13 protein-coding genes and 1 pseudogene are annotated in these 15,845 nt (G+C 69.2%); 11 read left to right on the top strand and 3 right to left on the bottom strand.

What is annotated here, in order from left to right; genetic code table 11:
* The first annotated feature begins 71 nt into the window (after nt 1-71).
* From ND450_RS42070 to ND450_RS42045, 7 genes and pseudogenes are all read left to right on the top strand, one after another.
* A complete protein-coding gene (locus ND450_RS42070) occupies nt 72-1,556 on the top strand; it encodes an aldehyde dehydrogenase family protein (protein ID WP_253323556.1) in 1,485 nt (494 codons plus the stop codon).
* A 19-nt stretch (nt 1,557-1,575) separates the two neighbouring features.
* Entirely contained in the window at nt 1,576-2,697 is a 1,122-nt protein-coding gene (locus tag ND450_RS42065) for an NAD(P)/FAD-dependent oxidoreductase (RefSeq protein ID WP_371927572.1), read from the top strand.
* Nucleotides 2,698-2,705: 8 nt separating this feature from the next.
* Nucleotides 2,706-3,824 carry a Glu/Leu/Phe/Val dehydrogenase gene (locus tag ND450_RS42060; protein ID WP_253323555.1) on the top strand — a complete coding sequence of 373 codons (1,119 nt, stop codon included), beginning with the start codon at nt 2,706-2,708 and terminating at the stop codon, nt 3,822-3,824.
* A gap of 44 nt (nt 3,825-3,868) precedes the next feature.
* A complete protein-coding gene (locus tag ND450_RS42055) occupies nt 3,869-4,954 on the top strand; it encodes a CaiB/BaiF CoA-transferase family protein (protein ID WP_253323554.1) in 1,086 nt (361 codons plus the stop codon).
* A gap of 1 nt (nt 4,955) precedes the next feature.
* Nucleotides 4,956-6,116 (top strand): acyl-CoA dehydrogenase family protein, encoded by a 1,161-nt coding sequence (locus ND450_RS42050; protein WP_089923368.1) that lies wholly within the window; start codon nt 4,956-4,958, stop codon nt 6,114-6,116.
* Between the two features lie 102 nt (nt 6,117-6,218).
* Nucleotides 6,219-6,341: pseudogene (locus ND450_RS46170) on the top strand (TetR family transcriptional regulator); the annotation flags it as partial.
* 3 nt (nt 6,342-6,344) lie between these two features.
* The gene (locus ND450_RS42045) at nt 6,345-6,761 is read left to right on the top strand and encodes a hypothetical protein (protein WP_253323553.1); all 417 of its coding nucleotides are present in this window, start codon (nt 6,345-6,347) and stop codon (nt 6,759-6,761) included.
* Between the two features lie 157 nt (nt 6,762-6,918).
* On the opposite strand, the gene ND450_RS42040 is transcribed toward ND450_RS42045, so the two are convergent.
* Nucleotides 6,919-7,614 (bottom strand): peptidylprolyl isomerase, encoded by a 696-nt coding sequence (locus ND450_RS42040; protein WP_089923361.1) that lies wholly within the window; start codon nt 7,612-7,614, stop codon nt 6,919-6,921.
* A 149-nt stretch (nt 7,615-7,763) separates the two neighbouring features.
* Between ND450_RS42040 and ND450_RS42035 the strand changes: the two genes are divergently transcribed.
* From ND450_RS42035 to ND450_RS42025, 3 genes are all read left to right on the top strand, one after another.
* Nucleotides 7,764-7,955, top strand: coding sequence for an antitoxin (locus ND450_RS42035; protein WP_089923356.1), 192 nt, complete (start codon nt 7,764-7,766; stop codon nt 7,953-7,955).
* A gap of 148 nt (nt 7,956-8,103) precedes the next feature.
* The gene (locus ND450_RS42030; RefSeq protein ID WP_253323552.1) at nt 8,104-10,119 is read left to right on the top strand and encodes an NACHT domain-containing NTPase; all 2,016 of its coding nucleotides are present in this window, start codon (nt 8,104-8,106) and stop codon (nt 10,117-10,119) included.
* A 52-nt stretch (nt 10,120-10,171) separates the two neighbouring features.
* Nucleotides 10,172-10,870 carry a septal ring lytic transglycosylase RlpA family protein gene (locus ND450_RS42025; RefSeq protein ID WP_253323551.1) on the top strand — a complete coding sequence of 233 codons (699 nt, stop codon included), beginning with the start codon at nt 10,172-10,174 and terminating at the stop codon, nt 10,868-10,870.
* A 40-nt stretch (nt 10,871-10,910) separates the two neighbouring features.
* Here the strand turns inward: ND450_RS42025 and recQ are convergent, their stop codons facing one another.
* Nucleotides 10,911-12,890, bottom strand: coding sequence for a DNA helicase RecQ (recQ, locus tag ND450_RS42020; RefSeq protein WP_253323550.1), 1,980 nt, complete (start codon nt 12,888-12,890; stop codon nt 10,911-10,913).
* 39 nt (nt 12,891-12,929) lie between these two features.
* Nucleotides 12,930-14,780: a Xaa-Pro dipeptidyl-peptidase gene (locus ND450_RS42015; protein WP_253323549.1), complete on the bottom strand. Its 1,851-nt coding sequence runs from the start codon at nt 14,778-14,780 to the stop codon at nt 12,930-12,932.
* A gap of 101 nt (nt 14,781-14,881) precedes the next feature.
* Between ND450_RS42015 and ND450_RS42010 the strand changes: the two genes are divergently transcribed.
* Nucleotides 14,882-15,820, top strand: coding sequence for a maleylacetate reductase (locus ND450_RS42010; protein WP_253323548.1), 939 nt, complete (start codon nt 14,882-14,884; stop codon nt 15,818-15,820).
* Nucleotides 15,821-15,845: the final 25 nt, after the last annotated feature.

Below are 15,845 nucleotides of genomic sequence, written 5' to 3'. Positions count from 1 at the left end.
ATGCTCGACGTCGCGAGATCTCGTTCTGCGACCTCTGGCGCATCCTCCGCACACCCACCAGGGTGGGATGCATGGCGTACGTCTCCACGAACCCGTCGGACACCTCCGACGTGGTCGCCGAGATCGAGCTCGGGACCAGCCGCGCCTTCGTCGACGCGGCCCAGCGCGCCAAAGCGGCGCAACGCGCGTGGGCGCGCGTGCCCGCACCCGTCCGAGGCCAGGTCATCGGCAACATCGGCCGCCTCGTGGAGGCGAACTCCGAAGCCCTTGCCCAGCTCGTGACCCGCGAGATCGGCAAGCCGATCGCGGAGGCCCGCGGCGAGGTGCGGGAGATCGTCGACACCGCGAACTTCTTCCTCGGCGAGGGCAGGCGCCTCTACGGGCAGACGGTCCCCTCGGAGATGCCCGACAAGCAGCTCTTCACGTTCCGCAACCCGGTCGGCGTCGCGGCCATCATCACCACCGGCAACTTCCCGGTGGCCGTGCCGTCCTGGTACGTCATCCCGGCGCTGCTGTGCGGCAACTCGGTCGTGTGGAAGCCCGCCGAGTACTCCGCCGCGTCGGCCCAGGCCCTGTACGACCTCTTCCAGGCCGCCGGCATCCCGGACGGCGTGTTCGAGATCGTCTTCGCCGAAGGCTCCGAGACGTTCGACGGCCTCGAGCAGTCCCTTCAGCGGGGACTCGTCGACAAGGTCGGCTTCACGGGGTCCAGTGAGGTCGGTGTGCGCATCGGCGAACTGTGCGGCCGCCACCTCCAGGCACCGTGCCTGGAACTGGGCGGCAAGAACCCGATGGTCGTCACCGAGGACGCGGACCTCGACCTCGCCGTGCAGGGCGCGCTCTTCGCCGGCTTCGGCTCCGCGGGCCAGCGCTGCACCTCACTCGGCACGGCGATCGTGCACGAGTCGGTGCACGACGAGTTCCTGACCCGGTTCGTCGAGGCCGTCGCGAACGCGACCGTCGGCGACCCGACCGGCGATGTCCTCTATGGACCGTTGCTGGACGAGAAGTTCGCACTGGCGTACGAGAAGTACCTCGGCTGGATCGGCGAGCACCACTCGGTGCACGGTCCGACCGGCCGCATCTCGGCTGCCAGCCCCCGCAACGGGTTCACCGGTGAGAACGGCTTCTTCTACCACCCCGCAATCGTTTCGGGCGTGCGCGACGACGACGAACTGTTCCTCCAGGAGACGTTCGGGCCGATCGTCGGCGTCATGGAGTACTCGGACCTCGACGAGGCGATCGAGCTCGGCAACAAGCCGGGCTACGGCCTCTCGTCCTCGATCTACACCACCGACTCGGACAAGGCCTTCCGGTTCCGCGCCGGCATCTCCGCCGGGATGGTGAGCGTCAACAACTCGACGTCCGGGGCCGAGGCGCACCTGCCGTTCGGCGGCAACGGCAAGAGCGGCAACGGCTCCCGGCAGTCGGGCGTGTGGGTGCTCGACCAGTTCACCCGCTGGCAGTCCCTGAACTGGGACCACTCCGGGAAGCTGCAGAAGGCGCAGATGGACACTCTCGCGATCGAGGCGGACCTTGACCACCGCCTCGCCTGAGCTGCCCGCTCGGGCTGAGGTGGTCGTCATCGGCGGCGGGGTGATCGGCACATCCGTCGCCTTTCACCTGGCCGAGGCAGGAGTCCGGGATGTGTTGGTCGTGGAGAGGGATGACCTGGGGTCCGGCTCCACCTGCAAAGCGGCGGGTGGAGTGCGCGCCCAGTTCTCCGACGAGCTGAACATCAGGCTCGGAGCTCGATCCATCGAACTGTTCCAACGCTTTCCGCAGCGGCCCGGGCAGGACATCGATCTGCACCAGGTCGGCTACCTGTTCCTCCTTTCTTCCCGGGAACACGTCACGGCGTTCGAGCGCAACGTCGACCTCCAGAACTCCCTCGGCGTGCGCAGCCGCATGCTGACTGTCGAGGAGGCCCAGCGGATGTCGCCGCTGATCGAAGCGGACGGCCTGCTCGCGGCGGCCTACTCGCCCGACGACGGACACTGCACGCCTGAGTCCGTCGTACTCGGCTACGCCACCGCGGCCCGCCGGCTCGGTGCCCGCTTCAGCACCAGAACCACCGTGGAATCGATAGTAGGGACGGGGTCCGACAGTTTTCGCGTCGAGACGACCCGAGGGGCGGTTTCGACGCCGAACCTGGTCTGCGCGGCGGGCGCCTGGTCCCGGCAGATCGGCGACATGGTGGGCGTTGACCTGCCGGTTTCCCCGCTGCGGCGACAGATCATGTTCACCGAACCCATGCCGGAGCTACACGATCGGGTCACTCCGTTCACCATCGACTTCGACAGCACCTTCTACTTCCACCGCGAGGGCCAGGGGCTGCTGTTCGGCATGTCCGATCCCGACGAGACGCCGGGCTTCAAGCTGGACATGTCCGACGCCTGGCTGCCGCGCCTGACCGAGGCGATCGGCAGGCGTGCGCCGAGGCTGCTCGACGTGGGCGTGCGCAACGGGTGGGCGGGGCTGTACGAGGTGACGCCGGACCACAACGCGCTGATCGGTTCGGCGGGCAGGTTCTTCTACGCCACGGGCTTCTCCGGGCACGGCTTCCTGCAGGGCCCCGCGGTCGGCGAGGTGGTGCGGGACCTCGTGCTCGGTCGCGAGCCCTTCGTCGACGTGTCCGCTCTGGACGCCTCCAGGTTCGCCGCCGACCAGGCGCGGCCGGAACTCAACTGCGTGTGAGGACAGTGATGGACGTTCTGGAGCTCATGGACGAGTGGGGGCCGGAGAAGGTCGTCTGCGTGTCCGACCGGCGCACCGGCATGAAGGGCGTGCTCGTCATCGACAACACCGCGCGCGGCATGGGCAAGGGCGGCACGCGGATGGGCCCTCGCGTGACGGTCTCCGAGATCGCCCGTCTCGCGCGCGTGATGACGTGGAAGTGGGCCGGGGTCGACCTGTTCTTCGGCGGCGCGAAGGCGGGGATCGCGTTCGACCCCGCTTCTCCCGACAAGGAAGCCGTGCTGCGGGCGTTCGCGCGCAAGCTCTCCAACGAGGTGCCGCGGGAGTACGTGCTGGGGCTGGACATGGGCCTCACCGAACGGGACGCGGCGATCGTCCAGGACGAACTGTCGGACCGCGGCGCTATGATGGGCGCACCGGCTCAACTCGGCGGTCTTCCGTACGACGAGCTGGGCGTCACCGGGTACGGCGTGGCCGAGGTGGCGGACGAGTTGGTCGAGCTGCGCGGCAGACGCGTGGCCATACAAGGGTTCGGCGCGGTCGGCGCCGCGGCGGCGAAGCGGTTCGCCGAACTCGGTGCTGTCGTCGTCGCCGTGTCGTCGGTGCACGGAGCGCTGGTCGACGCCGGTGGTCTCGACGTCGCCCGGCTTCTGGAGCTGAGGGCTTCGTCCGGCGACCTCGCGGTGTGCGAGTACGGCGAGGTCCGTCCGCTCGGCGCCGAGCTCAGGGTGCCGTGCGACGTGCTGGTGCCGGCGGCGCTGCAGGACGTGGTCGACGCGGATCTCGCGGGCGAGCTCGACACCGCACTGGTCGTCGAGGGCGCGAACCTGCCCACTTCCGTTGCGGCGCAGGAGGTTCTCGCGCGGCGCGGGATCACGGTCGTGCCGGACTTCATCGCGAACGCCGGAGGCGTGGTCGCGGCGGCGTTCGGGATGGACGCGCGGTACTCGCCGTTCCCGGTGAACCCGGTGACGGTGCTGGAGGCCGTGTCGGAAAAGCTGAGAGCGAACGCGGTGAACGTCGTCGCCGAGGCGCGAACTCGTGGCACCACAACACATGTGGCGGCACGGGAGCTGGCACAGGAACGCGTGCTGGCCGCGATGAGGCTGAAGGGGCGTGTCGCATGAGCGTGCCCGGAGGCGCACGAGACGGAACAGCAGAGGCGGAACGCATGAGCTCGCTCGAAGGTGTGGTGATCGCGGACTTCAGCAGGGTGCTGGCGGCGCCGTACGCCACGATGGTGCTGGGCGACCTCGGTGCCGAGGTCGTCAAGGTCGAGCAGCCCGGCAGGGGCGACGAGACCCGCACGTGGGGTCCGCCGCACTACGAAGACGAGGCGACGTACTTCCTGTCCGTCAACAGGAACAAGACGTCGGTGCAGATCGACCTGTCCACGGAGGCGGGCCGGGAACGGGCGCGCGAGCTGATCGCGCGAGCGGACGTCGTGGTCGAGAACTTCAAGCCCGGCACCATGAAGAAGTTCGGGCTCGACTACGAGTCGCTGGGACGGGACGACCTCGTCTACTGCTCGATCTCCGGGTTCGGTTCCGGCAAGGGCGCGGACCTGCCCGGCTACGACCTGCTCGTGCAGGCCGTGGGCGGGTTGATGAGCGTGACCGGGCCGGGGCCGTACGAGCCGGTGAAGACCGGTGTGGCGCTGGTCGACGTCCTGACGGGGTTGCACGCGTGCGTCGGCATCCTGGCGGCGTTGCGGCACCGGGAGGCGACGGGGCTGGGGCAGCTCGTCGAGCTCGACCTGCTGACGGTGCTGCTGTCGAGCATGGTGAACCAGAGCGCGGGCTTCACGCTGGCCGGTTCGGTGCCGAAGCCGATGGGCAACCGGCACCCGTCGATCGCGCCGTACGAGGTGTTCCCGACGGCGGACCAGCCGATCGTGCTCGCGGTGGGCAACGACCGGCAGTTCCGGAGGCTGTGCTCGGTGCTGGACGTGCCGGAGCTCGCGACCGACGAGCGGTTCGTCACGAACTCCGTTCGCGTGGAGCACGTGGACGCGCTGTTCGACGTGCTCGCGGCGCGGTTGCGCACGAGGCCGGCGCAGCACTGGTTCGAGACGCTGACACCGCTGGGCGTGCCGTGCGGTCCGGTCAACGACGTCGCCCGCGCGTTCGCGCTCGCCGAGTCGCTGGACCTCAACCCCACCGCGATGATCGGCGACATGACGCTGGTCGCGAACCCCATCCGCCTGTCGCGCACGCCGGTCACCTACCGGCTGCGCCCGCCGAAGCTGGAGCAGTGACGTGCAGGACCCGTTGGAGCTGCTGGACATCCCGTCGCTGCTGAGCGACGAGGAACGCGACATCCAGGCGACGGTCGCGGCCTACCTGACCGACCACGTCCGGCCGCACGTCGCCTCGTGGTTCGAGGCGGGCGTCCTGCCGCGCGAACTGGCGCGGGAGCTCGGCAAGCTCGGTGTGCTCGGCATGCACCTGCAGGGCTACGGGTGCGCGGGGACGTCGGCGCTCGCGTACGGGCTCGCGTGCCTGGAGCTGGAGGCCGTGGACAGCGGCATCCGCAGCTTCGTGTCGGTGCAGGGGTCGCTGTCGATGTTCTCGATCTGGGAGTACGGGTCGGAGGAGCAGAAGCAGGAGTGGCTGCCGCGCCTCGCGGCCGGTGAGGCGATCGGGTGCTTCGGGCTGACCGAACCGGACTTCGGGTCGAACCCCTCGGGCATGCGCACGCGGGCCGTGCGCGACGGTGCGGACTGGGTGCTCAACGGCACCAAGATGTGGATCACGAACGGCGGTCTCGCGGACGTGGCGACGGTGTGGGCGCGGACCGAGGAGGGAATTCGAGGATTCCTCGTTCCTCGCGGCACACCCGGATTCTCGACGCGGGACGTCAAGCAGAAGCTGTCAATGCGAGCATCCGTCACTTCCGAGTTGGTGCTGGAGGACGTGCGGCTGCCGGAAAGCGCTCGGCTGCCGCTCGCGACTTCCTTGCGCGCACCGCTCACGTGTTTGAACGAGGCGCGGTTCGGGATCGTGTTCGGCGCTGTCGGGGCGGCCCGGGATTCGTTGCAGGCGGCCCTCGACTACTCCGGTACGCGCATCCAGTTCGACAAGCCGATCGCCGCGTTCCAGCTCACCCAGCGCAAGCTCGCGAGCATGACGGTGCAGGTCAGCAACTCGATGCTGCTGGCGTTGCACCTCGCGAGGCTCAAGGAGGCGGGCACGCTCAAGCCCGAGCAGATCAGCGTCGGCAAGTACAACAACGTCGAGTCGGCCATCGCGATCGCGCGGGAAAGCCGGACCATCCTCGGCGCGAACGGCATCTCGCTCGAGTACTCGCCCCTGCGTCATGCCAACAACCTGGAATCGGTACTTACTTATGAGGGCACTTCCGACATCCACCTGCTATCCATCGGCCACGCGTTGACCGGAATCCAGTCATTTCGATGATCGTTCGCCCTATCCTTCAGCTCGCACTGGGTTCGCGGGTGGGAGGACGTTCTGCCGGAGGAGACAAACAGCCGCAGTGACGCGCGTCGCAACCGCAAGCGATTGCTGGATGCCGCGACGCACGTGCTGCGGGCTGAACCAGCAACGGCGACGATGCAGTCGATCGCACGCAGGGCGGCGCTTTCACAGGCGACGGCGTATCGGCATTTCCCGTCCGTGGAAGCGCTCGTGGTGGCCTATCACGAAGAGGTCATGGCGTCGTTGGTCGAGCACGGCGAACGGTCTCGCAAGACGGGCAAGGACCTGTTCGAGCACCAGGCCGCGTGCTGGGTGAAGCTGCAGAAGGTACACGGGCCGGTGATCGTGCGGTCCGGCTCGCAGCGCGGTTTCCTGGAACGCCTGCGCGGCGGCGAGACGATGGCGGTGCTGTCGAGCAACGCGTGGGACACGGCGTTGAAGGGCGTGCTCGCCGACCTGGGGCTGCCGGACTCGCTGCTGGAAGTCGCGCGGTTCCTGCACGACGCGTTGTTCGACCCGAGGGAGGTCCTCGACCTCACGAAAACCGCCGGACTGCCTGACGAGCAGGTGGTCCGGCGGCTCTCCGACGCGTTCTACGGCGCGCTCACGGGCTGGGCCTCGCGCTAGTGGTGTGGCTCAGGACGTTGCCGGTGTATTCGTGGTCAGACGGGTGTGTCGAGGTGCCGCCCCCACGTTCTCGTACTGGTGGTACGGGGGCGTGGGGGCGGTGCCGCGACGGATCCTGCTGAGCGCGGATACGTCGCCAACGTCCTGTGTTTCGCCACTAGATCCCGAGCGGCAGCACCCACTTGAGCTCGGACTTGACGTTCGGGCGGCCGTCCAGCGGGTTCTCCCCCGCGATGCCACCGGCCGCGATCTTGTCGAGGGTCTCCAGGCCCTCGGGCAGGATCTGGCCGAACACGGTGTAGTTCGGGCGCAGGATCGAGTCGGACTGCACCAGGAAGAACTGGGAGCCGTTCGTGTCCGGGCCGGCGTTGGCCATGGCGAGCGTGCCGCGCGGGTAGATGCGGCGCACTCCGGTCGGGTCGTTCGGGGCGGGCTGCAGGTCCGTCGGCAGTTCGTCCTTGTACCGGTAGCCGGGCCCGCCTTCACCGGTGTTCGACGGGTCGCCGCACTGCAGCACCTTCAGCGTCGGGTACGCGGTGAGCCGGTGGCACTCGGTCTGGTTGTAGAACCCCCGGTGCGCCAGGTGGATGAAGCTGTGCGCGGTGCACGCCGCCTTGGTGCGGTCGAGGACCAGCGGGATGTCGCCCTGGTTCGTCTTCACCTTGACCAGGACCTTGCCCTTCGTGAACCACGGGTCGCGCGGGATCGACACGGGTCGCGCGGCCGGCTCCTCCGGGGTCGCGGTGTAACCGCAGTCGGGCCGGGCCGTCTGCGTGTCCGCGGACGCCGTGCCCGTCGTGATGAAACCAACGGCCAGCGCCGCCACTGCCAGTCCAGCTGCGATTCGCCTCATGCGCGTTTCCTAGTGGAGCCGGTGACGGCCCGGCAAGCCTTAACGGATCACTGTGGAGGGTGGGCCCGCCGACGGCGCTTCACTCGATCAAGCGACGTGTGCCGGATCCAAGACCGGGTACCCGAACTGCATAGGGAGGTAATGCAGCCATGGGATTCGACGAATTGAAGAACAAGGCGAAGGACCTGATCGGCGAGCACGGCGACAAGGTCGACCAGGGCGTCGAGCGTGCCGGGCAGTTCGCCGACGACAAGACCGGCGGCAAGCACACCGAGCACATCGACCAGGGCGAGGACAAGCTCAAGGAAGGCCTCCGCAACTTCGGCGGCCAGCAGCAGTGACGGAGACCCACTGTGAGTGGGCTCCTGAGGCGACGCAGGCGACTGGTTCGCGTGTGAGTTAAGCCTGATCGGATTCACTTCCGCGATCCCGGCGACACGGTTACCGTCGTTCGCCGGGATCGCGGAGGTGAAGGTGGATCCGAGCGGGGTGACAAGAGCGGCACGGCTGACGGCATTGGCCGCGTTGTGCCTGGTCACCGTCGTTCTCCTGCTCCCGGCGGCCATCAGCGTGAGCACCGGCGGAGCGCTGCCGGGGTTCTTCGGCGAGTTCGGCCGGTGGTTGTGGCCCGCAGTTGGCGTGATGGTGCTCGTCGCGATCGGTCTCGCCGTGTGGGAACGCCTTCGCGGCCACGAGACCAGCAACCGCAGCGCCGCCCTCTCCCGCGTAGAAGCACGGGTGAAAGCCCTGCTCGACGCTTCGCTCGCGGCCCAGACGCAGATCAAGCTCGGTGTCCTGCGGCAGCCGAAGCTCGCCGTGCGGGTAAACGGCGAGGAGATCTCCACGACCGACCTGGCGGACGTCTACGACCGCCTCGGCCACAGCATGGTCCTGGTGGGTCCCGTCGGCAGCGGGCGCTCGACGTTGCTGCGCGAGCTGTGCCTGACGTTGGTCGAACGGGCGCGCAACGACCCCGAGGCACCGATCCCCGTCGTCGTGGACTTGGCGACGTGGCGGGCGTACGGCACGCGCAAGCCCACGGAGTTCACCGCCTGGCTGCTGCGGGAGATGAACCGCCGGTACGGCATCAGTCGCTCGGCCGGCACGATCTGGCTGCGCCGGGAACGGATCGCGGTGCTCATCGACGGCCTCGACGAGGTGCCCCGCGTCGACCGCGCGCACTGCGAGTCCGAACTCGCGCCGTTCGCCTCGATCGTCTGCTCGACAGGACCGATCGAGAACCTCCCGTCGGTGTGCGTGGAACCGTTGTCGCGGGGGCAGGTCCTCGAGTACATCGCCTCGGTCAGCCCCCGGCTCGACAGCCTGGAGGCCGCCCTCACCCCGGAGATCTGGGAGCGGCTCGACTCACCGCTGGCGCTGAACCTGCTGGCGCTGACGCACCTCGACAAGCAGGTCGACACCATCGGCACCGACTTCGTGGGCTCGTTCGTGGTGACGAGGCTGTCCGGGCAACGCGGCGCAGGGCCCACCATTCGCGCGTTGAAGTTCCTCGCGCGGTTGGGGCGTCCCGACCTCGGCGCACCCGTGCACATGCCTCACCGCCGTGCGTGGCTTCCGCTGCTGCCGACGCGTCCGTTGTGGTTGCTGTTCGTGCGCGCGGTGCCCGCCGCATACGCCGGTGGTGTGTGTGCCGTGGCGTTCATGACCGGGCTACGCCTTGGCTTGTGGCCCGCTCTGACGTTCGTGGTCGCTGCATCTTCTTTGCTCGTGCTCGTGAACAAACTGCCGCATGTCTTTCATCCGCCTGGACGCGCGCACGGCATCATCACCGCCGCGCTGGGGTTCCTCGCCGGGGTGTTCGGAGGGTTGCTGGTCGGCCTCGCCGGTCTGTGGCTGGGAGGCATCGGCACGCCGTGGCCGTACGTCGTGGCGTACGTGTTCGTGGTGGTGGCGTCGTTCTTCCTGGCGTTGGGGTTCATACCCGGTGACGCACCCATCCCGTGGGCGGTGCTGATCGCCGCCGCGCCCGCCGTCGCGATGATCTGGACCGGGCCCTACGTCGTGCTGGCGGGCATGGGCGTCGGCTTCTCCGCCGGAGTAGCGGGCGGGATTTTCGCTGCGGCGGTGGGACGTGTGTGGCGCACGGTGCGCCCGGCGCAACAGGAACGCATGCGGCTGGGACGGCCGTGGTGGATCCAGCCCGCGGTCCCGGCGCTCGGCGCGGTCGGTCTGCTGGGCGGGATCGGCGCGCTCGGATCCTGGGGAACCGCACTGGGAGTGGCGCTCGGGTTGCTGGTGACCCCGACTGCGTCACGCGACTACGTCTGGCCGTTCGACGCCCTCGCCGAAGTCACCGCCGAAGGTGTGACGCGGCCCCTGTCGCTGGGCGAGTTGTCCTTCCGCCGCAAGGCTTTGCTCCACCTCGCACAGGACCGCCTGCTGCTCACCCGCGTCGACGGCGAGTACCGCTTCGCACACGTCGCCCTGCGCGACCACCTCGCGTCGTGCGACCCGACGGCGTTGCTGCGCGCCACACGTCGTTGAACCTTCCTGATCTGCGGGCCGTACGGCCTGGCAGAAGGGTCGGGTGTTGCGCATGCGCTGGTCGAAGGGGTGGATCGCGGGGGCCGGGGTCTTCTCGGTCGTCGTGGCCATCGGGGGTGCGGCCTTCGCCGTCGCGGGATCCGGTGCCCCTGCGGGGCGGTCGGGACCGGCGGGCAAAGAGGTGTGCGACGGGCAGCAGGTGAAGGCGGCGAACGCCAAGGGCCCGGCGGGTGTCTACTCCGACCGGTTCCCCGCGGGAACGCTCGTGCGGCTCACCAACCCCGAGAACCACCGGGCGATCACGGTGCAGGTCATCGGGACCTCGGCCGGGTGCGCGGTGCTGAACACCGCCGCCCTCGACTCGCTGCGGTCGGCCGAGACCGCGGAGGGCGTGGCGGGCGGCGTTCCGCGTGGCATCCGGGTGGAGATCGTCGGCAACGCACCGGCGCCCACGGCCACCACCCGCAGCCCGGTTTCCCGCATCCGGCCGTCCGGGACCGTCGGTCAGGTCGTCTGCGACGGCGCGACCGTCGGGTTGTCGGCCGTCGGCGGGGCGCCGGGAGCGTTCTCGTCCCAGCTCCCGGTGGGGACCTCGGTGCGCGTCACCAACCTGGACAACGGGAAGCAGACGATCGTGCAGGTCGTCGGCGTCGGGTCGGGTTGCGTCGTGCTGAACAGCGCGGCCTTCGACCTGGTCGGGGAACCCGGCGAGACCGTGGTCGAGCGGGCCCAGGTGGAGAAGGTGCTCTGACGAACGTGTGCGCCGGTGACCGCCCAGGCCCTCGCGTGCCCTACCAGTCCATCGGCTCGTCGGGTTCCTCCGGTTCCGGCCACTCGTCCGCGTCCGCGCTCGAACCCCAGGCGGCGCCGCCCGTGCTCGTCGTCTTCGGCTTGGGCTTCGCGGCAGAGGGCGCGGGCTCGGCGGCGGGGGCGGGGCCGCCTGCCGCCACGACCTCGAGGATCTGCTCGCCGTACTTCGTGAGCTTCGCCTGGCCCACACCGCTCACCGCGCCCAGGGCAGTGAGCGAGTCGGGGCGTGACGCCGCGATGGACTTCAGCGTGGCGTCGTGGAAGATCACGTAGGCCGGAACGCCCTGTTCACGGGCCTGACCGGCCCGCCACTCGCGCAGCGCCTCGAACAGCGGGCCCGCGTCGGCCGGCAGGTCGACCTTCACCTTGGCGGCGCCCGAGGACGAGGACGCCGTGCGCGTCGTCGAGCGGACGGGCGTCGGGTCCTTGCGCATCTTCACTTCGCGCTTGCGGCCCAGCACGTCGGCGCTCGCCTCGGTGAGGACCAGCGTCGAGTACTCGCCCTCGACCGCCAGCAGGCCCTGGGCGAGGAGTTGGCGGACCACGCCGCGCCACTCGCTCTCGTTCAGGTCCTCGCCGATGCCGAACGTGCTGAGCTGGTCGTGGTCGAACTGGATGACCTTGGCGGTCTTGCGGCCCAGCAGGATGTCGATCGCCTGGCCCGCGCCGAACTTCTGGTTGCGCTCCTTGCGCAGGCGGTAGACCGTCGAGAGGACCTTCTGCGCGGCGACCGTGCCGTCCCACGCCTCGGGCGGCGTCAGGCAGGTGTCGCAGTTGCCGCACGGCACACCGGACTCACCGAAGTACTCGAGGAGCCTGGTGCGGCGGCAGTCGACCGTCTCGCAGAGGGCGAGCATCGCGTCGAGGTGCGCCTGCGAGCGGCGGCGGAACGCCAGGTCGCCCTCGGACGACTCGATCATCTTCCGCTGCTGCACCACGTCCTGCAGGCCGTAGGCGAGCCACGCCGTGGACGGGAGGCCGTCGCGGCCGGCGCGGCCCGTCTCCTGGTAGTAGCCCTCGACCGACTTCGGCAGGTCGAGGTGGGCGACGAAGCGGACGTCCGGCTTGTCGATGCCCATGCCGAACGCGATGGTCGCCACCATGACCAGCCCGTCCTCCCGCAGGAAGCGCGCCTGGTTGCGCTGGCGGACCGCCGAGTCGAGCCCCGCGTGGTACGGCAGCGCGGCGATCCCGTTCGCCACCAGGAACTCCGCCGTCTTCTCCACCGACGAGCGGGACAGGCAGTAGACGATGCCCGCCTCGCCCTGGTGCTCGCCGCGCAGCAGGTCCAGCAGCTGCTTCTTCGGCTCCTTCTTGCCGACGATGCGGTACTGGATGTTCGGCCGGTCGAAGCTGGAGACGAACTGGCGCCCCTCGCCCAGCTCCAGGCGCGTGAGGATCTCCTTGCGCGTCGCCTCCGTCGCCGTGGCCGTCAACGCGATGCGCGGCACCTTGGGCCAGCGCTCGTGCAGGTGCGTGAGCGAGAGGTAGTCGGGCCGGAAGTCGTGGCCCCACTGGGAGACGCAGTGCGCCTCGTCGATCGCGAACAGCGCGATCTCGCCCTGCTCCAGCAGGCGCAGGGTGGCCTCGGACGTCAGCCGCTCCGGCGCCAGGTAGAGCAGGTCGAGCTCGCCGTTGACGAACTCGGCCTCGACCATCCGCCGTTCGTCCCACGAGAGCGAGGAGTTCAGGAAGCCCGCGCGCACACCGAGCGCGCGCAACGCGTCCACCTGGTCCTGCATCAGAGCGATGAGCGGCGAGATCACGACGCCCGTGCCCGGCCGCACCAGGGCGGGCACCTGGTAGCACAGGGACTTGCCGCCGCCGGTCGGCATGAGCACGAGCGCGTCGCCACCCGCGATCACGTGCTCGACGATGGCGGCCTGGTCGCCGCGGAACTCGGGGTACCCGAAGACGCGCTGCAGGACCTGCAGCGCGTCCCCGTGGTCGGTTGAACCCATGCCGCCGATGCTAGCGAGCAGCACCGACAGTCCGGTTCGCTAGCCCAACTGGCTCTTCGTACCTGCGGAAACGCTGGACGCGGCGAGCGGGGCGGCCGACGCGGAGGGCACCGAGCCCTTCAGCGGGATCCGCACGGACGTGCTCGCCAGGTCCACGGTCAGCCGCGGCAGCTGGCTCGGCCGCACGATCGCGGTCGTGTCGGTGCCCCCGACCACCAGACCGAGCCGGTGGCCGGCCGGCAGGTTCCAGTCCGTTGTGGACAGCCGGAACGTGATGCTGTACCTGGTCCCGGGAGTGATCGTGCGCGGTGTCGAGAGAGACTGGTAGTTCGCGAGATCCGCCCAGCCGCGCGCGATGATCTGCGCGTCGACGTTGCCCGCCGTGGCTTCCGTGTTCCGGTAACAGGCGTCATCGCCCGTACGGCTCTCGCCCCAGCACGACTCCGTGGTCAGCGTCCGGATGCCTTCACCGGTCCGTACGCGGGCAGGGCCGTAGTCGACGAGGTACGCCGTGAGGTGCGCCGTCGGCGTGGACGACGACACTCCGACCGTGATCGACGAGGTGCCGGCGATGCGCAGGTCCGAGGTCAGCGGTGCGGTGGAGTAGACCGCCCTGCCGGTGTTCGAACCGGAGAGCCAGTTCGTCGGCGTGCCACTGCCGTTGTCGGTGAACACCGATGTGCCCGTACCCGCAGCCGTGCCGAGTCCCGAAGAAGAAGGACGCAGCACGGTGCTGACGGTCCCCGCGGGAGGCCACGTCTGGTCGTCCACCCACTGGTCCGGTGCGCGTTCGGCGGACACCTGGGGCTCGTTCTCGATGCCGTTCGGCACGTCCAGCAGCCAGCGGTCGAACCACTTGTGCAACGTCGAGACCCACTCGGCGCGGCGGAAGTCGAACGGGTCGACGTGCGCCGTCTGCGAGAACCACAGCTTCTTCGGCACGGACGCGGGCACGGCGTCCCAGAACTGCCCGTACTGCAGCGTCTTCACGTTCAGGTCGTTGATCCCGTGGATCGCGAAAATCGACGCCTTGACCTTCGACGCGTTGCGCACGAAGTCACGTGTCTGCCACATCGCCGTGTAGTCGCCATTGGCAGGGGAACCGTTGGTCATCTGTGTGCGCACGGCACCGCATCGAGACCGTGCGTTGGAGTTCTCGAACTGCGATCCCAGGCCGGTGGGCGAGCTGTAGCCGGGGTAGGCGACGCCGTCCGAGCGGAACCAGTCGTACCAGGAGCTGATGGCCGCGATCGGCACGATGGTCTTCAGCCCGTCGACGCCGGTCGCCGCGACGCCGTTGGCGATCGAGCCGTCCCACGACTTGCCGATCATGCCGACGGCGCCGGTCGACCACGAGGCGGACTTCGTGGTGGAGCCGGTCAGGGTCGAGTAGCCGGTGCGACGGCCGTTCAGCCAGTCGATCACGGCGGTGCCGGAGGTGATCTCCGACTGGCCGCCGACGTCGACGCAGCCGCGCGACCGGTTCGTGCCGAGGAAGTCGACCAGCACGACGGCGTAACCGCGCGGCACGAAGTAGTTGTCGTAGAAGAGCGGGAACTTCACCGGCACACCGGCGGAGTCGTAGGTCTTGACCTCGCCCTCGTTGCCGCGGCCCGCGCTCTGGTAGTAGGGGCTGGCGTCCATGATCACGGGCACGCGCCCGGTCGTGGACGGCCTGATGATGTCGGCCGCCACCCGGTCGCGGGTGCCGTCGCCGTCGAGGTCGAGCCCGGAGTCCACGTAGACGGTCTCGCGCACGGCGTCGGCCATCGAGTGGATCGGCGCGGTGACGCCGCCGGACAGGGTGAACGCCGGTGTCGCCGCTGTGGCAGGGAGTGGCGTCAGGGTCAGGGCCCCTGCCAACGCCACTACAACACGAACACGCTTCATGAAGATTCACGCTAAGGAGTGACGAAGTCGCCCCGTCAGAGCCGAAAGGCTTGATCCTCAGCTGTTGCGCCGGACACCGCCCTCACGAATATTCGTCCTTCGTGAGCTTCACCTTCGAACCCGGCCGCACCCGTGTCGTCTTCGGCCGCGGCACCACGTCCTCCGTACGTGCCGAAGCAGAGCGTTTAGGCGCGAAGCGGGTGCTGCTGATCGCCCGGCACGGAGGCGACCGCGTGGCGGCCGAACTCGGTCCGTTGCTGGTCACGCGGTTCACCGGCGCGGCGATGCACACGCCGGTCGAGGTCACCGAGCGCGCGCTCGCGTCGTTGCGCGAACACGGCGCGGACTGCGTCGTGTCAGTCGGCGGTGGATCGAGCACGGGGTTGGCGAAGGCGCTCTCGGTGCGCGCGGACGTTCCGCAGATCATCATCCCGACGACCTACGCGGGCTCCGAGGTCACCCAGGTGCTCGGCGAGACGGCGTCGGGACTGAAGGAGACGCGGCGGGACGCGGCGATCCAGCCGGACACGGTGATCTACGACGTCGACATGACGCTGGACCTGCCCCTCGACGTCACGGTCACAAGCGCGCTCAACGCTCTCGCGCACGCCATCGCGGCGAGGGACAACGAGAACCCGTTGATCGACGCCATCGCTCGCCGGGCGATCGAGGGCGTTTTGCACGCTTTGAACGGAAATCCGTCCACTGTGGATGCGCGCACGGAACTGCTGTCCTCGGCGTGGCTCGCGGGCACGTGCCTCGCGTCCGTCCCGATGGGACTGCACCACAAGCTCGCGCACGTTTTGGGCGGTTCGTTCGGTCTTCCGCACGCTGCCACGCACACGGCGCTGCTCCCCCACACCGCGCCCGCCGACCTGTCCCAGCGCATCCACGACACGGCCACGCGGTTCGGCGCGGCGACCTCGTTGCGGGAACTGGGAATGGCGGAGTCCGATTTGTCCCGCGCTGCCGAGATCGCCGGTCATCCCGACGCCCTGGAGGTGCTGACCAGGGCGTGGCGCGACGCACCGTCCGGCTGAAGGGTTGTCATTCTTCAGGCTGATG

Source organism: Lentzea sp. HUAS12, from assembly GCF_024125735.1.
In the GTDB taxonomy this organism is placed as follows: domain Bacteria; phylum Actinomycetota; class Actinomycetes; order Mycobacteriales; family Pseudonocardiaceae; genus Lentzea; species Lentzea albida.
This window is presented reverse-complemented; position numbering and strand designations above follow the sequence as displayed.